General features: G+C 38.0%; 18 protein-coding genes and 1 riboswitch. Of the genes, 5 read left to right on the plus strand and 13 right to left on the minus strand.

Going from position 1 to position 23,051, the window contains the following annotated elements:
* Window positions 1-25: 25 nt before the first annotated feature.
* The 8 genes from IGK82_RS09910 to ssnA form a co-directional block, all read right to left on the minus strand.
* Window positions 26-406, minus strand: a complete 381-nt coding sequence (locus IGK82_RS09910) for a RidA family protein (RefSeq protein WP_002362244.1) — start codon at window positions 404-406, stop codon at window positions 26-28.
* A 14-nt stretch (window positions 407-420) separates the two neighbouring features.
* Window positions 421-1,365, minus strand: coding sequence for a carbamate kinase (arcC, locus tag IGK82_RS09915; protein ID WP_002367131.1), 945 nt, complete (start codon window positions 1,363-1,365; stop codon window positions 421-423).
* A gap of 240 nt (window positions 1,366-1,605) precedes the next feature.
* The gene (gene ygeW / locus IGK82_RS09920; RefSeq protein WP_002379712.1) at window positions 1,606-2,799 is read right to left on the minus strand and encodes a knotted carbamoyltransferase YgeW; all 1,194 of its coding nucleotides are present in this window, start codon (window positions 2,797-2,799) and stop codon (window positions 1,606-1,608) included.
* A gap of 38 nt (window positions 2,800-2,837) precedes the next feature.
* On the minus strand, window positions 2,838-4,163 hold the full coding sequence (locus tag IGK82_RS09925) for a YgeY family selenium metabolism-linked hydrolase (protein WP_002362247.1): 1,326 nt from the start codon (window positions 4,161-4,163) through the stop codon (window positions 2,838-2,840).
* Window positions 4,154-5,347: a diaminopropionate ammonia-lyase gene (gene dpaL / locus IGK82_RS09930; RefSeq protein ID WP_002356589.1), complete on the minus strand. Its 1,194-nt coding sequence runs from the start codon at window positions 5,345-5,347 to the stop codon at window positions 4,154-4,156. Before dpaL ends, IGK82_RS09925 begins: the two co-directional genes overlap by 10 nt.
* 23 nt (window positions 5,348-5,370) lie before the next feature.
* The gene (hydA, locus tag IGK82_RS09935; RefSeq protein ID WP_002387141.1) at window positions 5,371-6,744 is read right to left on the minus strand and encodes a dihydropyrimidinase; all 1,374 of its coding nucleotides are present in this window, start codon (window positions 6,742-6,744) and stop codon (window positions 5,371-5,373) included.
* 29 nt (window positions 6,745-6,773) lie between these two features.
* Window positions 6,774-9,779, minus strand: a complete 3,006-nt coding sequence (gene ygfK, locus IGK82_RS09940; RefSeq protein WP_002387142.1) for a putative selenate reductase subunit YgfK — start codon at window positions 9,777-9,779, stop codon at window positions 6,774-6,776.
* Between the two features lie 30 nt (window positions 9,780-9,809).
* Window positions 9,810-11,144: a putative aminohydrolase SsnA gene (gene ssnA / locus IGK82_RS09945; protein ID WP_002359625.1), complete on the minus strand. Its 1,335-nt coding sequence runs from the start codon at window positions 11,142-11,144 to the stop codon at window positions 9,810-9,812.
* A gap of 403 nt (window positions 11,145-11,547) precedes the next feature.
* Between ssnA and IGK82_RS09950 the strand changes: the two genes are divergently transcribed.
* The 5 genes from IGK82_RS09950 (at window position 11,548) to IGK82_RS09970 (ending at window position 16,185) form a co-directional block, all read left to right on the plus strand.
* Complete coding sequence (locus tag IGK82_RS09950) at window positions 11,548-12,186, plus strand: helix-turn-helix transcriptional regulator (RefSeq protein ID WP_002381503.1); 639 nt, start codon at window positions 11,548-11,550, stop codon at window positions 12,184-12,186.
* Between the two features lie 205 nt (window positions 12,187-12,391).
* Window positions 12,392-13,744, plus strand: coding sequence for a Mur ligase family protein (locus IGK82_RS09955; protein ID WP_002356584.1), 1,353 nt, complete (start codon window positions 12,392-12,394; stop codon window positions 13,742-13,744).
* Window positions 13,734-14,426 carry a type 1 glutamine amidotransferase gene (locus tag IGK82_RS09960; RefSeq protein WP_010709837.1) on the plus strand — a complete coding sequence of 231 codons (693 nt, stop codon included), beginning with the start codon at window positions 13,734-13,736 and terminating at the stop codon, window positions 14,424-14,426. Before IGK82_RS09955 ends, IGK82_RS09960 begins: the two co-directional genes overlap by 11 nt.
* Before the next feature lie 114 nt (window positions 14,427-14,540).
* Window positions 14,541-14,585, plus strand: a riboswitch (PreQ1 riboswitch).
* Window positions 14,586-14,662: 77 nt separating this feature from the next.
* Window positions 14,663-15,637, plus strand: coding sequence for a nucleoside hydrolase (locus IGK82_RS09965; RefSeq protein WP_002376589.1), 975 nt, complete (start codon window positions 14,663-14,665; stop codon window positions 15,635-15,637).
* A 2-nt stretch (window positions 15,638-15,639) separates the two neighbouring features.
* Entirely contained in the window at window positions 15,640-16,185 is a 546-nt protein-coding gene (locus IGK82_RS09970; protein WP_002368898.1) for an ECF transporter S component, read from the plus strand.
* Window positions 16,186-16,238: 53 nt separating this feature from the next.
* On the opposite strand, the gene manA is transcribed toward IGK82_RS09970, so the two are convergent.
* The 5 genes from manA to IGK82_RS09995 all read right to left on the minus strand — a co-directional run bounded on the left by manA (window position 16,239) and on the right by IGK82_RS09995 (window position 23,049).
* Window positions 16,239-17,210, minus strand: coding sequence for a mannose-6-phosphate isomerase, class I (manA, locus tag IGK82_RS09975; protein WP_002356580.1), 972 nt, complete (start codon window positions 17,208-17,210; stop codon window positions 16,239-16,241).
* A gap of 41 nt (window positions 17,211-17,251) precedes the next feature.
* Window positions 17,252-18,295 (minus strand): serine hydrolase domain-containing protein, encoded by a 1,044-nt coding sequence (locus tag IGK82_RS09980; RefSeq protein WP_113843873.1) that lies wholly within the window; start codon window positions 18,293-18,295, stop codon window positions 17,252-17,254.
* A 129-nt stretch (window positions 18,296-18,424) separates the two neighbouring features.
* On the minus strand, window positions 18,425-19,294 hold the full coding sequence (locus tag IGK82_RS09985; RefSeq protein ID WP_002359617.1) for a VOC family protein: 870 nt from the start codon (window positions 19,292-19,294) through the stop codon (window positions 18,425-18,427).
* Window positions 19,295-19,456: 162 nt separating this feature from the next.
* Entirely contained in the window at window positions 19,457-21,325 is a 1,869-nt protein-coding gene (locus IGK82_RS09990) for an ABC transporter ATP-binding protein (protein ID WP_002359616.1), read from the minus strand.
* Entirely contained in the window at window positions 21,322-23,049 is a 1,728-nt protein-coding gene (locus IGK82_RS09995) for an ABC transporter ATP-binding protein (protein WP_430605088.1), read from the minus strand. The genes IGK82_RS09990 and IGK82_RS09995 overlap by 4 nt, the downstream gene beginning before the upstream one ends.
* Window positions 23,050-23,051 lie beyond the last annotated feature (2 nt).

Consider the following 23,051-nt stretch of genomic DNA (forward strand, 5'->3'; position numbering starts at 1 on the left):
TTTTCCCTCAGAAACATCTTAAAAATTATCCTTTGACAGCAACTGCTTCAATTTCAAATAAACCATCTTTTGGCAACTTGGCTACTTCTACACAAGAACGTGCAGGCAAAACTTCTGAAAAGTAATTCCCATAGATTTCGTTAATTTTGCTAAAATCAGACATATGTTGTAAAAACACCGTTGTTTTCACAACATTATCATAGGTCATCTCGACCTCTTTTAAAATCGAACCTAAATTGATAAAAGCTTGTTTTGCTTGTTCTTCCACTGTAGTCTTCATTTCGCCCGATTGCGGATCTAATCCTAGTTGTCCAGAAATGTACAACGTATTTCCCGCTAAGACAGAATGTGAATAAGGTCCTACAGCAGCTGGTGCCTGTGCAGAATTAATCATTTTGTTTGTCATCGTTTTCCTCCATTCTATGATTCTTTATTTTCAATTAAAGTCCCTGTTTTTCCAGATAATCCTTCTTTGGCTTTTTCTAATAACGTAATCAATGTTTTTCGACCTGGCTTAGATTCAGCAAACTTAATCGCTGCTTCAACTTTTGGTAACATTGAACCTGGAGCAAACTGACCTTCTTGCGCATATTGTTTCATTTTTTCTGTTGAAACATTCCCTAAGGCTTCTTGATTTTCTTTACCAAAATTAATACAAACTTTTTCAACTGCTGTTAAAATCACGAGCAGATCAGCATCCACTTGTTCAGCCAGTCGTTCACTACAAAAATCTTTGTCGATGACTGCATTGACACCTTTTAGTCGGTTCCCTTCTTGAATGACTGGGATGCCACCACCGCCGCCAGCAATGACTGTTTGGCCAGCATCAACCAATGTTTGAATCGTGAGAAGTTCGACAATATTTTTTGGTTTAGGAGAAGCGACGACTTGGCGATAACCACGGCCAGCATCTTCCATCACTTGTATATTTTTTTCTTTGACTAATTGTTCTGCTTCTTCTTTTGTCATGAAGCGACCAATTGGTTTCGTTGGTTTTTTGAACGCCGGATCATTTTCATCCACGACCACTTGAGTGACTACGGTGGTGACGGCTTTACTTATATTTCGTTGACGCAACTCTTCTTGTAGCGCATTCTCTAAATCATAGCCAATGTAACTTTGACTCATGGCTACGCACATGGATAACGGAACAACTGGATATTGTGGATTATTAAAGGAAAATTCTTCCATAGCTAATTGAATCATCCCCACTTGAGGACCATTGCCATGAGATAAAATAACTTCATATCCTGCTTCAATCAAATCTGCAATCGCTTTGGAGGTCTGTTTTACGGCAGTCATCTGCTCCGTCAAATTATTTCCTAAAGCATTGCCACCTAAAGCTACTACGACGCGTTTGCCCATTGCTTCACCTCATTTTCTGTTTTATAAAAAGGACGATGCTTTTTCTTTTTCACAACGAGTTTTCGTATTAACTGTCTGTTGTCGTTGCATGAAGTCAACGCACATGACTAAGCGTTCTTGACTCGAGACAATCACACATTCATGAATAGACTTGGGAAGGTCTTATTTGTTCATGTTGAAGAGGCAACTTCTAATGATTCATTGTGTAAAGAAAAAGCATCTGTCTTCATGCCAAATTCATTATTTTACTTCTCTTGGTGTCGCTTTATCCGCTAATTCTGTTAAGGTTTTTTGCGGATTTTTTACTTTACTTAAGAAAATCATAGCCGCAATAACATACGGTTTGTAGCTAGCTTCTTTGTAAAGTTCGACCCGATAACGATCGAAAACAGAAGCTTCCACTTCGCCTTCTTCACAACTAACGCCAGTAATATCAGCTGGTAGACAATGCATATACAAAGCTTTGCCGTCTTTTGTTGTTTTCATCAATTCTTCTGTACATTCCCAATCTTTGTGCTTTTTATTTTGAGAAAGTAATTCTTGTTCTAATTGATCAATTCCTGCTTGGTCACCATTGCCATATAATTCAGTTCGCTTTTCCATTGCCGCAAAAGGTGCCCAGCTTTTCGGATAAACAACATCCGCATCTTTGAATGCTTCTGCCATACTATTCGTTTTAGTAAAGTTTCCACCAAATTCTGCCGCATTTTTCTTCGCAACTTCTTCTACTTCTGGCATAATTTCATAACCTTCTGGATGTGCTAAGACGACATCCATTCCTAAACGGGTCATTAGACCAACAATTCCTTGAGGAACAGATAATGGTTTTCCATAAGATGGTGAATACGCCCAAGTCATGGCAACTTTTTTCCCTTTCAGGTTTTCAATGCCACCAAATTCATGAATTAAATGCAACGCATCCGCCATTGCTTGCGTCGGATGGTCAATATCACATTGTAAATTCACTAACGTTGGGCGCTGTTCCAATACCCCATCTTTATATCCTTCTTGGACAGATTCTGATACTTCGTGCATGTAAGCATTGCCTTTACCAATGTACATGTCATCACGAATACCAATGATATCAGCCATAAAAGAAATCATGTTTGCTGTCTCACGAACAGTTTCTCCGTGAGAAATTTGACTTTTTCCTTCGTCTAAATCTTGAACTTCTAAGCCCAAAAGATTACACGCTGAAGCGAAACTAAAACGTGTTCTTGTAGAGTTGTCGCGGAATAAAGAAATCCCCAAGCCACTATCAAAGATTTTAGTTGAAATATTATTTTCTCTTAAATAGCGTAATGTATCGGCAACTGTGAAAACAGCTTCTAATTCATCTCTTGTTTTTTCCCAAGTTAGGAAAAAGTCATTTTCGTACATTTTTTCAAATTCTAATTTATCTAATTTCTCAATATATTCTTTAAACGTTTCCATTCCATCTGCTCCTTTTTTCTTGTCTAATAATCCTTTACTTAACCACAATAGACCGTTGGTAATGCCGCATAAACGGCTGCACAACGAACCAAATCATCTTTCCAAGTTTTTTCATTTGGTGCATGTGCTTGTGCTTCGGCCCCTGGCCCGAAACCAATACAAGGAATACCATTACGTCCCATAATTGAAACGCCATTTGTTGAGAAGGTCCACTTATCTAACAATGGGCGTTCTTCACGCATTTCCACTGTTTCTACAGAGCCTTTCCGTGTTTCTCCATAGAGATTTTTATGCGTTTCCATCAAGGCTTTTGTTACATCATGATTTTCTGGAATTACCCACGTTGGGAAATAACATTCAATTTCATAAGTTAAATCCGTATAAGAAGGACGATCATAGTTGTACATTGAAACCGTCACATCATCTCCATATTTTTTAACAGCTGGTAAATTGCGAATTTCTTCTAAACAACTTTCCCAAGTTTCTCCAGCAGTCATTCGACGGTCTAGTGAAACGGTACAGCCATCCGCAACAGCACACCGACTTGGTGAAGAATGGAAAATTTGCGAAACAGTCACCGTACCACGTCCTAAGAAACGGGCTTCTTGCCACTCTGGATTGTACTTAGGATCTAACATACGAACTAAACCACGAATCGCTGTGCTTTCTGTATCTCCATTGTTGTTTAAGGCACGAACATCTTGTAAGATATCCGCCATTTTGTAAATGGCATTATCTCCACGTTCTGGTGCTGAGCCATGACACGAAACGCCTTTGACATCAACTTTAATTTCCATTCGGCCTCGTTGACCACGATAAATCCCACCATCTGTTGGCTCTGTTGAAACAACAAATTCTGGACGGATACCGTCTTCTTTGATAATGTACTGCCAACATAAGCCGTCACAGTCTTCTTCTTGTACAGTAACTGTTACTAAAGCAGTGTATTTTTCTGATAATAGACCTAAATCTTTCATGATTTTAGCGCCATAAATAGCCGAAACAATCCCGCCCTCTTGGTCAGACGTACCGCGACCACCGATCTCAGTTTCTGTTTCATAGCCATCGTAAGGATCAAATTTCCAGTTACTCATTTCACCAATTCCGACAGTATCCATGTGCCCATCAAAAGCAATTAATTTTTCACCAGACCCCATATAACCAAGTAAATTTCCTTGAGGATCAATGTCAATTTTATCGAAACCTAATTTTTCCATTTCGGCTTTTGCTCGCGCAATTTTGTTGCCTTCTTCTGCACTTTCTCCTGGAATTTTGACAAGGTCTCTTAAAAATTTGACCATATCTTCTCTGTAACCTTCTGCTGCTGCATTTACTGCATTAAAATCCATTCCTTTTACCTCCATAAAATTTTTTTATAATTGTCTGGATCAGTGTCCCCTTCGGTAGAAAACATTAAAACGTTTGACGTCTCATCCAGTTGCAATGCCTCACGTAATTCTTGATAGTCGGGATCTTGCATCACTGTAGCTACTAAGCCCATTGCTACTGCCCCAGATTCGCCTGATACAACTTGCGGATCCCCTTTTAATGGCGCGCCCAACATACGCATTCCTTTTTCAGAAACCCAATCTGGCGCTGAAACAAAGAAGGATGTATGATTTTTTAGAATATCAAAAGAAATCGTATTAGGTTCTCCACATGCTAAGCCAGCCATAATTGTCTGTAAATCACCATCGACAAAGCGAATTTCTCCGTCTTTTTTAATTGCTGATTGATATAAACAGTCAGCCGCCTGTGCCTCAACTACGACCATAATCGGTGGGTTTTCTGGAAAAGCATTAGCAAAATAACCAATCACTGCACCAGCTAAACTGCCGACACCAGCTTGAACAAAAACATGACTAGGTCGTTCAGAGCCAAACTTTCTTAATTGTTGAGAGGCTTCTAACGCCATCGTTCCGTATCCTTGCATAATCCAAGTCGGAATTTTTTCATATCCGTCCCAAGCGGTGTCTTGAACCATGACACCGTTTTCAGTTTCTTCGGCCATTTTATTAGCCATTCGCACACATTCATCGTAATTAACTTCTTCGATTGTGACGGTTGCGCCTTCTTTTTCAATATTTTCTTTTCTCGTCTGTGTTGAACCCTTCGGCATGAGTACAACTGATTTTTGGCCTAATTTATTCGCAGCCCAAGCGACTCCTCGTCCATGGTTACCATCAGTTGCTGTAAAAAACGTAGCTTGTCCAAAAGCTGATCGTAATTGATCAGAAGTTAATTCATCATATGTTAGTTCCGAAACATCTTTCTTTAATTTTTCGGCAATATAGTTAGCCATGGCAAACGAACCACCTAATACTTTAAAAGCATTTAAACCAAAGCGATAAGATTCATCTTTAACAAAGAAATCATTTAACCCCAGATACGCGGCCATATGATTCAATTCTGCTAATGGTGTTTCTGAATACTGTGGAAAACTTTTGTGAAAAGCCAAAGCTTTCTCAATTTTTTCTTTAGACATCAGAGGTAAGTACTTATCCTCCGTCTTCGGCATTTCATTTGCTGTCCATTTAATTTTTTCCAAAAATACTTCTCCTCCTTCTATTTTTAAGTTGCTTTACGAAAAACAAATTTTCCTTGATTTGCCAAGATGACTTGCCCAGCTTCAGCAACTTTTTGACCTCTTAAATAAACCATTCGAGCCTGTCCTTGTGTTTCAAATCCTTCATACGGCGTATAATCGACATTTTGTAACTGCGTTCTCGCAGCAATCACGCCGGTTGTTCTGGGATCCCAAACAACTAAATCGGCATCACTGCCTTCTTGCACCACACCTTTTTGTGGATACATCGAGAATTGTTTAGCAATATTTTCAGAAAGCAGAGCAACCATTTTTTCCAAGGTGATTCGGCCCTTCGCCACACCTTCCGTGTAAATTAATTCTGGTCTCGTTTCAACACCTGGCATCCCATTGGGAATTTTACTAAAATCATCTTTGCCAACTGTTTTTTGTCCGTAAAAATTAAAACTGCAGTGATCTGTCGATATTGTATTGATTGCCCCCTCTTTAATCCCTTGCCACAAAGCCCGTTGATCCTCTCGTTTGCGTAGTGGCGGTGAGCAGACATATTTTGCTGCTTCAAAATTAGGCGCATCATACAAGTGATCATCTAGTAAAAGATATTGAGGGCAAGTTTCTACATAGACTGATTGTCCTCTTTGACGAGCCCGTTCCACCGCTTCTAATGATCGTTTTGTGCTTAAATGCACAATATTAACCGGCAAATCAGCCATTTCCGCTATCATCAAATATCTTGCTACCGCTTCTGCTTCAACAGCCGCCGGTCTTGATAACGGATGATAGTGCGGGGTTAGCTTTCCTTGAGAAACATATGATTGGATTAATTCATCTACTAAATCACCATTTTCACAATGAACGCCTAACATTCCATTAACTTTTTTTATTTCCTTCATCGCTTCAAAAATTTCCGCATCTGTGGTCCGCAAATTATCATAAGCCATATACATTTTGAAGGAAGTAATACCTGCAGCAATCATTTCCTGAATTTCAGCAGCTATCGTTGGTTTCCATTCAATCATGGACATATGGTAAGTATAATCACATGAACTCTTGCCTTCAGCCAATTGATTCCAAGTAGCTAAACAGTCTTTCAATGAGCCGCCTTTATTAGGTGTAGCCATATCAATAACCGTAGTCGTACCTTTGGCCACCGCCGCTTGGCTTCCAGTGGTAAAGTTATCCGCCGTACTTAACGAACCTTTGCCATTATTTAATTCCAGATGCGTATGCGCATCAATAAAGCCTGGTAATACATAACACCCCGTAACATCCTCAATCTGAGAATTTTCTACTGGTAAATTTGCCCCCATCTCTACAATTTGCTCGCCGTCAATTCGAATATCCAATTGACGACGATTATATGCAGATACGACGGTTCCACCTTTGAGCAGAATAGACATTTATTTATCCCCCAGTCGTAAATTTCCTTTTATGCTTGCATACAATAAGCATATTCTTCAATCATAGTTACCATTAATGCAATTAAATCTTCTGGTACATCTAATCCTTGATCTGTTAATTGAATTGTTGACACCGTTCCCCATAGACGCAGTAAACAAATTTTATCCACAGGATTTTGAACATAGAAACCTGAATTAGTACTGTCATAAAAATCAGCTTCACTGTTAAATAAGGTAAATTTGTCTTTGTAAGGGGCACTTGCATAAGGGCAAAATGTTTCACAGTTGCCACATTCGTTACACATCCGATCAACATGGACAATTTGTGGTTTTCCTTCGACATACACAACAATATTTGCTCGGTTTGGACAGACATCCATACAAGATTCACAAATTGTGGAGCATTCTAAGCAACGACTAGCTTGACTACAAGACATCTCGTCTGTCACAAGGATACCCCGTTTGTTTCTAACAAATGCGACATCACTATTTAAATTATCTTTTTCATAGTGATGATTGTGGACAAGACAAATATTATTGGCCGCTTTGGTTGCATCAGCGATTGCTTCAACAATTGTGGCTGGTCCTAAATTAGCGTCACCAATGACATAGACACCTGGTATATTTGTTTCCAATGTTTCTTGATTTGAAACGACTTTCCCATAGTTGTCTGTGTGAATGCCTAATGCTTGGTAAAATTCTGTATCTACTTTTTCACCAACAGCGGCAATCACTGTATCAGCAGGAATATCAATCATTTCTCCTGTACCAATTGGTCGACGGCGTCCAGAGGCATCTCGTTCACCTAGGACCATTTTTTCACAAGTTAATTGTTGATTTTCATGTTTAATTGGCGAAAGTAATTCTAAAAAGTCAACACCATCTTCTAAAGCTAAATAAAGTTCTTCTTCATCTGCTGGCATATTGCGTTTATTCCGACGATAAACCACTGAGACTTTTTTAACACCAGGTAATGTTGTGGCTGCACGAGCACAGTCCATGGCTGTATTTCCGCCACCAACGACGACAATTTGTTCTCCGTAAGGATTAATCGTTGGATTTTCTCGATTTGCTTTTAAAAATTCTAACGAGTTCAATGCTCGACCAGATTCTAAACGAAGGACCCCATGTTTCCATGCACCAATGGCATAAATAACATTCGTATAGCCTTGGTTTTTCAATTCCGCCAATGATGGCGCCTCTTGTCCTGTACGGAATTCGGCTCCCATAAATTCCGCTAACTGAACGTCTTTTTGAACAGATTCCATAGAAATTCGAAATTCTGGTACAATCTGGCTACAAACGCCCCCAATTGTCTCGGATTTTTCAAACACAGTAACAGGCATGCCTTCACGTGCTAATAAATACCCAGCAGAGATCCCTGCAGGGCCTCCACCCACAACAGCTGTTTTAGGTGCATTTTCTTTTGGCTGTGGCTTTTCTAGTGTCGTCAATAATTCATCATAAGCATGTTCAGCTGCTTCTAACTTCACTTCCCGAATATGAATAGATTCTTCATAAAATTGACGTGTACATTTAGTCATACAAGGATGTGCACAAATGGTTCCAGTAATAAAAGGCAACGGATTCTTATCGACAATTACTTGCAAGGCCTTTAAATAATTACCTTCACTGACATAACGAAGGTAAGCAGGAATATCCTGATTGATTGGACAACCACCGTCACTTCGACAAGGAGCAATATAACAATCTGTTAACGGAACTGTTTTTCTTAGTTTGGTACTTTCTGGTAATTTAATTGATTTTTGGTAACGCGCTTGTGTTTTAGCTTTCTCAACAACTTGAGCTAATTTATCCAAGTTGACATGAACCATCTGAGGATATTCTGCTGCGCTTAATACATTAGCAACTTGATTCATTCGTTGATAGCCACCAGGTTTCAACAGAGTCGTTGCCATAGTGATTGGCCAAATCCCAGCATCGAATATTTCTTTACTATTGAAAATATCTGCACCGCCAGAATAAGAAATTTGTAGTTTCCCATCAAATGCTTCTGATAATTTTTGTGCCAATGAAATACTAAGAGGAAATAGCGAACGTCCTGACATGTACATTTCATCACCAGGTAATTCATTTGCTGCAATCGTTACCGGGAAAGTGTTCGTAATTTTAACTCCGAAGCTTAGATTTTTACTATTAGCTAATAATTGCAGACGTTGTAACATCGGTACTGCTTCTTCAAATTGTAAATCTTCTTTAAAATGGTGATCGTCAAAAACCATATAATCAAACCCTAGCTCATCCATCGTTTGACGCGCATATTCATAACCTAACATGGTTGGATTACATTTAATAAAGGAATGGAGCCCTTTTTCACTTAATAAATAGGCCGCAATTCGTTCAATTTCGTCTGATGGACAACCGTGTAAAGTCGACAGCGTAATAGAATGACAGACTTTAGGACTAATTGCTTCGATATATAAGTCATCTACTTTTTTAAAATAAGATAGATATTTTTTGGCAGCTGCTTGGCATTCCGCCCAAATCGGCGTTCCTTCTGCGTTCTGCATTTCGTTAATATAACGATCAATTTTTGGTGATTGAATCCCTGCCAAATCATAGCCAACACTCATATTAAAAATGAAACCATTCGGGTCACCTAGCTCGAACTCTTTACTAAGTAACTTCAAAACGAACCATGCTTTGACGTATTCATCATAAGCTTGGGGAACGCGCAATTCTGTGGACCACTCAACGTTGTAACATTCATCTGCTGCTGCGATACATGGTTTACTCACAGGTAAATCTTCTCCATCCAGTATCTGGACTGTCTTAACTTCAAAAAAACGAGAACCTGTTAAATAGGCCGCAATAATATTTTGTGCTAATTGTGTATGAGGACCTGCTGCTGGACCACAAGGGGTTTCCATTTTTTCTCCAAATAACGAAATCGTTTTTGTAGGATCCGCATGATAAAATTTACGAATGCCAAAAATTGTGCCATCTTGTTGATACTCACTAAAAATCCAATTTAATAAAGCCTCAATTGAGATGGGATGCATAATATCACTCATTAACGTCACTCCTTTTATTTATAATGAAAGCTATTGATTTACTCGTTTCCAGAAAGATTGTGCTTGCGTTTGCGCATCATGCCAAACTTTCTCTTCATCAATTCCTTGAACTTCACGATTACGCATCCGAATTTCTCCATTAATCACCGTGTCAGTGACCATCCCACCATTCATGCCGAATAAAATGTGCATGTTATAATTCTCTTTTGTCATTGGTGTCGGGCCATGATAATCAACAATAATGACGTCTGCTGCTGCATTAGGTTCTAAAACGCCTAGCTTTGTTTTAAAATAGCGATTAGCCATTTGCGGATTATTATCAAACAGCATTGTGGGAATTTCTGCCCAAGCCGCATTTGGATCAGCTAAATGATGTTTGTGGATAACATTTCCTACCTTATAGGATTCCGTCACATCATTCGTATAACCATCTGTGCCAAGACCCATCAAAATACCATACTCATTAAACATGCGCATCGCAGGTGGGCAACCGACCGCATTCCCCATATTCGACTCTGGATTCGTGACCACCATTGTGTCTGTATCTCTTAGTAATTCCATCTCATGAGGTCCAATATGGATGCAATGGCCTGCCATTGTCTGTTTTCCTAAAATCCCTAAATCAAATAATCGGTTCACAATCGGCTTCCCATATTTTTTCAAAGAATCATGAACATCGGCTAAATCCTCTGCAATATGAATATGATAACCAATCCCATCTGGCGTATTGGCTGCACATAATTCTAAAGAAGCATCTGATAAAGTAAATGCTGCATGCATCCCCATCATCGCTTTTTGCATATCATCATTTCTTAAGGAACTGGCTTTAATAAAGGCGGCATTTTCTTGAACTGCTTCCCGCATTTTCTGCTCACCATCGCGATCAGAAACTTCATAACAAAGGCAGGTCCGAATCCCTAACTCGTCCGCTGCATTAGATAATTGGGTTAAACTCCCTGTAATTTCTCCGTAACTAGCATGATGATCAAAGACAGTTGTAACGCCGTTGCGAATACTATCTAAATAAGCAACCTTACCACTTTGATAAGTGTCTTCTAATGTCAAGGCACGATCAATTCGCCACCATTGATCTACCAAAATATCCATGAAATTTTTAGGATGATAATTCGTTAAACTTAACCCACGTGCAAAGGTACTATAAATATGATTGTGCATATTAATAAAGCCTGGCATAATCACTCCACCTTTAGCATCAATAAATGTCGCTTCTGGATAAGCTTGTTTTAATTCTTCTGTTGTTCCGACTTGTTTCACAACTTGACCATCAATCGCCACACACCCATTTTCAAAAAAATGATTCTGCGCATCCCGAGTGATTAAACGCCCATTTCCAATTAATAACATGTATTCTCCTCCTATTTTCCAACCTATTCCCCACATTTAGCAAACGCTTACAAATCAATCGCTCAATCATTCACGAATATAGCTTGTCTAGCTTTTCTAATCTATATTTCCTACGAAAAGCATTTGAAGCGCTTGCATTTTTTTACTAACGAACTCATTAACTTGATTAAAGTATATCACCTTACCTTAAAAAAAACAATGCTACCTAAAAAATATTTTTTAGAATTTTGACAGCCGTTATCTTGTATTATTATTTTTATCATGCTATCATTATTTTTCAGAACAGGTAGTACGCGACATTAAAGGATTTAGCCCTGCCTATTCCATTTAAAAATATTATGTTAAATTTGACACAATCTTATAAAAACTGTTTGTGCCAGGCACATTAGAAAGGAGCTTATTTATGTTATCCGACGAAAAACTTACTTTTTTAACACAAATTGCTAAAGGTTTAGCTGGTCAATTTGGGGAAAACTGCGAAGTCGTTATCCACCAAATCAATGAAGACAATATTAACAACTCTATTGTTTCCATTGAAAATGGTCATGTCTCTTCTCGTCATCTGGGCGATGGACCTTCTCAAGTAGTCTTAGAAGCCTTAAAAAAAGACCCTAGTGAGTTGAATGATCATATTAACTATCTAACCCGTACCCATGATGGTCGTATTTTAAAATCTAGTACAATGTATTTTAAAGATGAGAATGGTCAACTCGATGGTATTTTTGCTATTAACTACGACATCACTACATTGATTGCTGCAGAGTCAAACTTAAAATCTTTGATTTCCACTGCAGAACCTGAAGAAGATAAAGACCCTGATTACATTCCTCAGGATGTTAATGAGTTGTTAGACGATTTAATTCATGAATCAGTCAAATTAGTTGGTAAGCCGGTCCCATTAATGACGAAGGACGATAAAATCAAGTGTATTCAATTTTTAAACAATAAAGGCGCCTTCTTAGTCACTAAATCTGGGGACAAAGTTTCTAACTTCTTCAATATTTCTAAATATACGCTATACAGTTATATTGATGCGAAATAAAAATGGAAATCGATGGACGATTTGTTGTTAAGACAAGTCGTCTATTCTCTTTTTTCCTTCACTATTCTACTTTTTCTAAAAGACTTTTTAAATAATAGTAAGAAAAAGTAAAAGGAATTAATTTTTTATTTTAGTTATGGTATGATAGATTGAGTTTAATTTAAAATAACGAAAAATTAAAGATATAGAAATTGGGGGACAACAAATGGGGATTCGAAGTCATTTAGCAATTGCTGCAGGAAAAACTTCGCAATGGGTTTTACAAACATTTTTTAAAGGCGGCAGTAGCTACCCAGGGAAATTAGCCCTAAAAATCGATCCTAAAATTTTAGATACATTGGCAAAAGACTATGAAATTGTCGTAGTCACTGGAACGAACGGTAAAACATTGACAACTGCTTTAACTGTTAACATTTTACGCCAAGAATTTGATGAGGTATTAACAAATCCAACGGGTGCTAACATGGAGCAAGGAATTGTCTCTACTTTTTTAAATGCCAAGGCGAAAAAAGGACAAAAGAAATTTGCGGTGTTAGAAATTGATGAAGCAAGTTTAAGCCGTGTCACTAAATATATTCAACCAAAATTATTTGTTTTTACGAATATTTTCCGCGACCAAATGGATCGCTATGGCGAAATTTATACGACGTATCGCTTAATTATGGAAGGCGCCGCTGCTGCTCCTGAAGCAACTATTTTGTGCAATGGTGATTCGCCAATTTTTAATTCAAAAGAAACTGTAAATCCTCGCAAATACTATGGATTTAATCATTTACCACCGAAAGAGCAATTGGCTCATTACAATACAGATGGGGTTTTATGTCCAAAATGTAATCATATTCTTCATTATAAAATGATTACGTATGCTAATTTAGGTGATTACTATTGCCCAAATTGTGGCTTCAAACGCCCTGAATTGGATGTACAGTTAACGGAAATGGTCCGGATGGATAACACATCTGCTGATTTTGTGATTGATGGCGAAGAATACGGCATTGCTGTTGGTGGGATGTACAATGTTTATAATGCGCTAGCAGCCACAGCGGTAGCAGAATATTATCAGGTGGCACCAGATAAAATCCGAGCAGGTTTAGCTTATGATGAAAAAGTTTTTGGGCGTCAAGAAACCATTAAAGTTGGCGATAAAGAATGTACGTTAGTTTTAGTAAAAAATCCCGTTGGTTTAAATCAGGTCATTGATATGATGGGCTTAGCCCCTTACTCTTTCTCGCTGGTTTCATTATTAAATGCTAATTATGCAGATGGAATTGATGTCAGTTGGATTTGGGATGGTAATCATGAAGCCTTTGCTGATATGGACATTCCAAAAGTAATTGCTGGCGGTGATCGCCATGAAGATATGGCCTTGCGTTTAAAAGTTGCGGGTATTCCTGAAGAAAAATTACTAGAAATTGCTGATTTGGAGCAAGTAATTTCAGAAATTAAAACGTTGCCGACAGATCATGTCTATATTTTGGCAACCTATACTGCTGTTTTGCAATTAAGAAAATCATTAACAGCCCAAGGGTATATTCAAGGGGGAATGAATGGTGTCTAAAGAATTAGTCGTTTGTCATTTATATGGCAACTTATTAAATACTTACGGAGATAACGGAAATTTATTGATGCTTAAATATTTAACCGAAAAAATGGGCGTTACCTTCCGATCAGAAATTATCAGTATCTACGAACCGTTTGATCCCGAAAAATATGATTTAGTCTTTGTTGGTGGCGGTCAAGACTTCGAGCAACTGATCATCTCAGAAGACATTCAGAATAAAAAAGAAGCTTTGACTTCTTATATTGAAAATGACGGCGTCTTGTTAGCTATCTGTGGTGGTTATCAACTTCTAGGACATTACTATGTCGGCGCAAAAGGCGAAAAAATTAAAGGAATCGGTGCATTAGATCATTACACTTTGAGCCAAGACAACAATCGTTTCATTGGTGATATTGAAATTTATAATGAAGAATTTGATGAAACGTATTATGGTTTTGAAAATCATAATGGCATGACTTTTTTAGGCGAAGGTGAACGACCTTTAGGAACAGTCAAACAAGGCAAAGGCAATAACGGTCAAGATAATGGCGAAGGCGTTGTCTATAAAAATGTGTTTGGCTCCTACTTCCACGGTCCAATCTTAGCACGCAACAAAAATCTAGGGATTCGGTTAATTCGGACCGCTTTAGAGAAAAAATATGGTGAACCGATCGCTATTCCTGAAACGCTTTATAAATAAAAGAAGAATCTAGTTCCTACATATAGGACTAGATTCTTTTTCATTTCTCCGACAACTATTTACATCTTTACAAAATATAGTAAGATAAAGAGGTGCATTTAAAATCGAGAATTTCTCGGACTGGTTCGGAAACTTCCCAGAATAAAAAACTAAGTATCTCTCAATACTAACTCAAGTCATAGCTTTTTTAACAAGAGTTATCATTTGCAGTTAACGAAAAAGGAGGATTGGAAAAAATGCAAAAAGTAATTATTGATTGTGATCCTGGAATTGATGACACGCTTGCTCTCTTGTATGCACTTGCTTCACCAGAGCTAGATGTCCAAGCGATTACCGTTGTTTGTGGAAATGTCCCTGTGGAGATTGGCGTGGAAAATGTTTTTAAATGTTTGGAAAAAGTTAATCGCTTAGATATTCCTGTCTACCAAGGGGCTGCTAGCCCTTTAAAACGGCCATTTGTTAGTGCACAAGATACACATGGCATGGATGGTTTAGGTGAAACATATTTCCCCAGAACTAGCAAAATCCAAGCACAAGCGCTTTCCGCTGCTGACTATTTAGCACAAACCTTTCAACAAGCTACCGATTGCTCAATCATTGCCCTTGGTCCTTTAACAAATATTGCTTTGGCTTTAAAAAAAGAACCTCTTCTGGGGCGAAATCTTCAACGTTTTGTCTCAATGGGTGGTACCTTTAAAAGCCACGGCAATTGCTCTCCTGTTGCAGAATTTAATTATTGGTGTGATCCTGATGCAGCAGCATGGGTTTTTGAGGAATTAGGTGCAAAAATCGAGATGGTCGGCTTAGATGTCACACGAGAAATTGTTTTTACACCAACAATTCTCAATTATTGTCAACGACTCAACCCCAAAATGGGGAATTACCTCGCTGAGATTACTCAATTTTATTTTGATTTTCATTGGAAATATGAACGTATTTTAGGGTGTGTTATCAACGATCCCTTAGCGGTTGCTTATTTTATTGATCCTACGCTCTGCCAAGGCTTTTCCAGTTACGGACAAATTGTTCCTGACGGCATTGCTATGGGGCAATCAATGATCGATCAATATCATTTCCAGCAGCAACCAGCTAATTGTCATGTCTTGACTACGGTTGATAGTCAACAGTTTTTCGTGAAGTTTCTATCCATTCTTTTAAATGTACAAATAGATGAGATCGAAAGAGATTTCAAAAATTTAAGGATGGGATAACCATGAAAAAAATAACACCACGAATCATTACAATTATCGCTTTTAGTGTTGCTTTAAATTACCTTGGCAGTACCATTGCGTTACTCCTTCGTTTACCAATTTATCTTGATAGTGCGGGAACTATTTTTACAGGTGCGTTATTAGGCCCACTCTTTGGCGCACTGACAGGTATTTTAACAAGTCTACTAACTGGATTGACAACGGATATCTTTTCTCTGTATTATTCACCTGTCCAACTCTGCACAGGAATTTTAGCAGGTTTGCTCCTTCATCAGCAGTTAAAAGTAACCAAATTACCATTTAAAACGTTGTGGTTAACGATACCAGGAACAGTGATTTCTTCCTTAATAACAGTTTGTTTATTTGGTGGAATTACTTCTGCTGGCTCCAGCATAATTGTCCAATTTTTATATGGTTTAGGCTTCAATCAGTTAGCAAGCGTCCTGTTGGTTCAATTGATAACAGATTACGGGGATCGTCTGCTATCAGTCATCATCGTCACAGCTGTTATCGCTGCCTTACCTAAACGTTCCTTTATAACAAAATAAACTGTTTTAATGCTAAAAAAGAGGAAATCATCTGTTGATGATCTCCTCTTTTTTTAGCGACTGCCAGGTTCTGAAGCTATAATCGTTAGATCACCTTCAAAACGCCAGCTCGGAATATCTGTCGGAAAGATAAAGCTATCGCCTTTTTTCAAATCAAAAGTAGCCACATCTGCTTTTGCAGCATCTTCTGTAATCAATCGACCCACACCTTCAATAACTGTTGCTAATGTATAAGGTGCTTGTTTTTTGACTTTTAGAATCCCACTGACACGCCACTCATAGACATTAAAGAAATCTGTTTTTACATAAGTAACAATGCTTGATTGTCCTTGATTTTCTTGTTGAATAGAGAGGTCAGGATCCTTCGCCGGAACGGTTGTCACATCAATGGATTGTTGAATATGCAATTCCCGGGTCTTTCCTTGATCATCTGTTCGATCATAATCATAAACCCGATACGTAGTATCACTGCTTTGTTGCGTTTCTAAAATTAAAATACCCGAGCCGATGGCATGAATAGTGCCGCTTGGTACATAATAAAAATCGCCTTTTTTCACTGGTACTTTTCTTAAAAGATCGTCCCAACGACCTTCTTCAATCATTTCTGCAAGTTCTTCTTTTGTTTTCGCGTGATGTCCATAAATGATTTCAGCGCCAGGTTCTGCATCAATAATGTACCAACATTCAGTTTTGCCTAGCTCGCCTTCATGTTTTTGGCCATATGCATCATCAGGATGAACTTGCACGGATAAATCATCTTCAGCATCTAAAATTTTCGTTAATAATGGAAAGACAGCGCCACCTGCATGGCCGAATAACTCTTGATGGTCTGCCCACAATTCATCTAATTTTTTTCCTTTAAATTCGCCATTTAAAACAGTACTAACGCCATGTGGATGTGCACTGATTGCCCAATCTTCACCAATTTTATCGCTCGGTAAATCGAAACCAAATAGCGTGTGTAGACGATTGCCGCCCCAAATTTTTTCTTGAAAAACAGGTTGTAAAAATAATGGTTCTTGCATTGACTGTGACCTCCCAAATTGAATTCGCTCTCATTATATCACTAAAAACTAGTCATTTCATCTGAAACTGATGATTTCTCTTTTAAATAGGTTGCCAACAACTGATCTCTTTCTTCGATATAAGTGTTCCGGTGGTCCTCTGGATGGACTCGATTAGATAAAAAGATAAGCGCTGATTGTTGTTGCACATCAATTAGCAAAAAAGTGCCTGTATAGCCTGTATGGAATAATAATGGCCGTTGCGTAGCTACATCATATTTAAAATCCCAGCCTAGAGAACGTGGTTTATCTGCAGCTGGCACTTGGTTAACTAGTAACAAATCAATTGTCTCTTTTTTCAAGAATTGGTGATTGTGATAACTGCCTCGATTTAAATACATTCGAACAAATTTTGTTAAATCATAGACATTGCTAAACAAGCCAGCATTCCCTGCATGTTCCCGTAAAACGAATGCCTTAGGATCATGGGTTGCACCTCGAATCAACCCTCTTTGTTCATGTAATTCTGTTGGCACACAGTTTAAAGGATTCTTTGGTAGAAACGTACTTTCGTTCATCCCTAAAGGAAGCAATACTCGCTCAGATAAAATTTCTATCATTGATTGTTGGAACATTTCTTCTAACATAAAGCCTAATAAAATAGTCCCTGCATCTGTATAGACGACTTTTTTACCTATTGCTTTGCCTGCGTGAAATGAATGATTGTAGGCGTCTTTTAATTCTTGGGCATTCAGCTGATCACGATTAGGAATATAGCCTTGTAAATCTGCCGTATGTGTCAACAAATGCCGGATTGTAATATTAGAATCTTGAAAAGAGGGATAATAAGTTTGTAATGATTGATCTAGAATAATTTTTCCTTCTTCCACTAATTGCAAAATAACGGTGGTGGTGCCGACTACTTTGGTTAAAGAAGCCACATCAAACAGCATGGCCGAGGTTAATTGTTCTTTGGTGGGTTTTACTTGTGCCAGTCCCAAACAATTGCTCTCCTCTTTTTCACCTTCAATGAAACAAAAACTAGCCCCCGAAAAAACACCTTTTTTCATCATTTTTTGAATTTTCCACTTTGTTTTTTCGTACATTTTTTCACCTTCTATTTTTAATATTAAAGGAAAAGTCTAGAATAAGTTCCGAACAAAAGTAGCGTTAAACTTTTATTCCGACTTTATTCCAGACTTGCTAAAACAAGCTTATTTTGTCTGTCTAAGCGTTTATTTTAAGACAAACCACCATTCCAAGCCAATTGGATCAAACACAGTGACAATCGCTTTTTTCTGGTCAATAAAGAACTCTTGATTTTTTGCCGTTAATTGTTGCTCCATTGCTAAAATATGTTCTTGATCAGAGAGCTTAATGGTAAAGAAATCTAAACCTAAGTGTGGATCAGGTAATTGATCCACTTCACTTGTTTCAGGTTTTTGGAATCCAATAGTTGCTTTGCCATCTTCTAAAACAAATTGATCTTTTTCATTGCGTTTTAAACCCAGAACTTCCTCATAGTATGCTTTTATTTCTTTTTGATTGTTTGTTTTTAATTGCACATGCGCTAAATATGACCCAGCGGCTAACCCTTGATGTGGCTCTAAGTCCTCACTGATAAGATCTTTAAGCACAATTGGTTGCTTTTCAGAAGTCGAATTTGCTGTTGCTTCATCGTGAAAAATCTCAAATTGATTACCTTCAAGATCAGTAATGAACATGCTTTGTCGTGTGCCAATTTGGAAACTTTCATCAATTGGGTAGTCTTGCTCAAGCACTCGTTGAGCAATTTGTAAAAATTCTTTTTCCGTAGGAACTTTAATTGAGAAATAAGCCATTTGCTTTTCTTCATTATGAAAATCTTCGGCTTTTCTAGTTTCTTCTAAAATTAATAATTGCGTTCCTGCTTCACGCGTACCCCAGATAGACAGGTTATTTTCTTCTGACTTTAAAACAAAACCCATTACTTTTTTATAAAAGTCGACCATTTCGCCAACTTTTTTCGCACGAATGGCAATTGTTTTTAATGTCGCAGCTTTTTCTAATTGAAATTCAGTCATTTTTTCTGTTACCTCCATTTTCTTCTCTCCCATTTTATACATCTCTTGCTATTTCATCAAGTAATATCCTGTTTTTCTCAAAAGAAAATAGAAATTTTTCAATTTCGCTAACTTTTTGTTAAAAAAATAAGGCTTCAGGAACCAGTCTTTACGACTATGGTTCCTGAAGCCTCATCATGAATTACTATTTTTTTGCTTCGCCTTTTAGGCTACTTCTTCTGAAAACTGACTGTTATATAAGTCAGCATAAAAACCGTTTTTCGCCATTAATTCATCGTGGGTTCCTGTTTCTACAATTGAACCTTCTGCCATAACGATAATCGTATCGGCATCACGGATAGTCGACAAGCGATGAGCGACTACAAAGCTGGTCCGATTTTCCAATAAACGATTCATTGCTGCTTGAATCAGTATTTCTGTTCGAGTGTCCACACTTGAGGTGGCTTCATCCAAAATTAAAACGTCTGGATTTGCTAAGAATGCTCGAGCAATTGTAATTAATTGTCGTTGACCTTGAGAAATATTGCTGGCTTCTTCATTTAGAATCGTTTGATAGCCTTCTGGTAATTTTCTGACAAAATCATCCACATGGGCTGCTTTCGCCGCACGGATCACTTCTTCTTCGCTCGCTTGCTCATTACCATAATGAATATTGTCATAGATACTTCCAGTGAACAACCAAGTATCTTGAAGAACCATTGAAAAGTGTGCTCGCAACTCTTCGCGAGATAAATCGCGCGTATCTACGCCATCATATTTGATGCTGCCGCTACTAATATCATAGAAGCGTTCCAATAAGTTAATTAGGGTTGTTTTCCCAGCACCTGTTGGGCCCACGATTGCGACCATTTCCCCAGGTTTAACATTTAAATTGAAATCTTTCATTAATAATTTCTCTGGTGAATAGCCAAAAGCAACATGTTCAAAAGAAACACGATAAGGACTATCTGTTTCCACTGGTATGCCAGAAGGTTCATCCACCATTTCTTCTTCATCTAATACTTCAAAGACACGTTCTGCCGAAGCCACCGTAGCTTGGATTGTATTCATTAAATTAGCGATTTGAGTAATCGGTTGTGAAAATTGATTGGTATATTGAAGAAATGCTTGGACATCCCCTAAATCCATCATACCATTCGCTACTTTTACGCCACCAAGGACTGCAACAAACACGTAGCCTAGATTTTTGATAAAGTTCATTAAAGGCATAATGATCGCTGAAATAAATTGTGCTTTGCGACCAGCATGATATAATTTTTCATTTTCTTTTTCAAATACTTCTTGATCACTTTCTTCGTGGTTGAAACTTTTTACTACTACGTGACCACCGTAGGTTTCTTCGACTTGGTTATTCAATAATCCTAAGCTTTTTTGTTGAGCCGCAAAATGTTTTTGCGAGCGAGGCGCCACAACCATCACAACAATTAAACTTAATGGCACTGTTGCTAAGGCAATTAGTGTTAACTGCCAGCTAATGGTCAGCATCATCCAAAGTACACCCACAAATGTCACGATACTGGTAATTAATTGGGTTAAGTTTTGCTGTAAAGTACTCGCAATATTATCCATGTCGTTAATTGCCCGTGACATAATGTCCCCATTACTATGAGTATCATAATAGGAAATTGGAACTTTGTTCATTTTCGCTTCTAATTCTTGACGTAATTCATAAACTGTTCGCTGTGAAACACGTGTCATAATTACTTGCTGCAAGAAATTAAAGACAGCAGAAATAAGGTACATGGCAATAACAATTAATAAAATTTGACCAATTTTGTCAAAATCAATTGGAAAAGATGTTATTTTTAAGCCTTGTTTCATTTCAGCAGCGCCTTTCATGACGCCTTTAAAAATTTCAGTTGTTGCCTGTCCTAATACTTTTGGTGTTTGAATTTGGAAAACGACGGCTGCAATTGCTAATACTAAGACAGCAATAATTGACAGCATTCGTTTAGACATGTATCGAAATAAACGTTTCACTGTTTTCCAGAAATTTTTTGGTTTTGGCCCTTTTGCGCCAATGTTGCGTCCTGGTCCACCGCCCATTGGTCCGCCTTTTGGTCGACTACTCATGCAAGGTCCTCCTCTCTCAATTGAGAATGTACAATTTCTTGATACGTTTGGTTATTCGCTAATAACTCTTCATGCGTTCCTTTACCAACTAATTTCCCTTCGTCTAATACTAAAATTGTCGATGCTTCCATAACCGTACTTACACGTTGGGCTACTAAAACGACAATTGCATCCGTCATCTGCTCTTTTAAGGCTTTTCTTAAATTAGCATCTGTTTTGAAATCCAATGCAGAAAAGGAATCATCAAAAACATAGACATCTGCTGGTTTTACTAAAGCACGAGCAATAGCCAACCGCTGGCGTTGTCCGCCAGAGAAATTACCGCCGCCTTGTTCGACATGACTATCCAAACCTTCTGCCAATTCTGAAACAAACGCCTTCGCCTGCGCACTTTCTAAGGCTTGCCAAATTTCTTCATCGGTCGCATTTGGGGCGCCGTATTGCATATTTTCACGAATCGTTCCTGTAAATAAAACAGCCTTTTGCGGTACAAAGCCAATCATTTCTCGTAAATTATGCTGTGACGTATCTTTAATGTTTTTACCATTTAGCAAAATCTTGCCAGATTCAACATCATAAAAGCGTGGTAAAAGATTAACCAGCGTTGTTTTCCCAGAACCAGTCCCACCAATAATCGCGACCGTCTCCCCAGATTTTGCTGAAAAATCTATATCTTCCAGTGCTAAGTTTTCAGCATGCTGGTAACGATAATTAACATGTTCAAACGCCAATGTTGCTTTGTCGCCTTTTAGAGAGAGTAGTTCTGGATTGGGTACATCTTTGATTTCTGAATCAGTATTTAGCACCTCATTAATCCGATCAGCAGAAGCTTGCGCCCGCGGTACCATGACAAAAATCATGGATAACATCATGAAACTCATCAGAATTTGCATGGCATAAGTCATAAAGGCAATTAAGTTACCTACCTCTAGTTGCATTTCCGCAATATAATGACCGCCAAACCAGGTGATTGCAATATTGGTACCACTCATAATGAGTGTCATTAAAGGAATCATCAAAGCGACAATCGTATTCACTTTAATCGCCGTTTGTGTATAATCCTTATTGGCTTCATCAAAACGTTGTTCTTCATAGTTTGCTTTGCCAAAGGCCCGAATCACACGAACTCCTGTCAGTCCTTCACGAAAAACTAAATTTAAACGGTCTGTTTTCTTTTGCATGCTTTTAAATAACGGAACCGCTAAAAACATGATACCTCCCACTAAAACAGCCATAATTGGTAAAACATATAGAAAAATTTTCGTTAATTGTGGGTCCTTGTTATACGCCATAAAACTTGCACCAATTAACGTTAAAGGTGCGTTAATCATTAAACGTAAAAACATTTGCATAACCATTTGAATCTGATTGACATCATTGGTTGTTCGTGTAATTAGCGAAGCTGTCCCAAATTTATCAAATTCATTATTAGAAAAATTTTCAACTTTTCGATAAATATCAGTCCGTAATTTTTTTCCTAAACTTTGTGATTCTTTGGTGGCAAAAAAGGTATTTCCAATAGAAGCGACAATGCTAATCAAAGAAAAGCCTAACATGACAACTCCTGTACTCCAAATATAGTTAATATCTCCTTTAGCGACACCGTCATTAATGATATTAGATGTTAATGTGGGCAGATATAAATCTGCGATAATTTGTACGATCATAAATACAACCGCTGCAAAGACCGACCATAATGACATCCGTTTGACTAGTTTAATCAACT

The sequence above is a fragment of the Enterococcus sp. AZ197 genome, assembly GCF_050556405.1.
Lineage (GTDB): Bacteria > Bacillota > Bacilli > Lactobacillales > Enterococcaceae > Enterococcus > Enterococcus faecalis.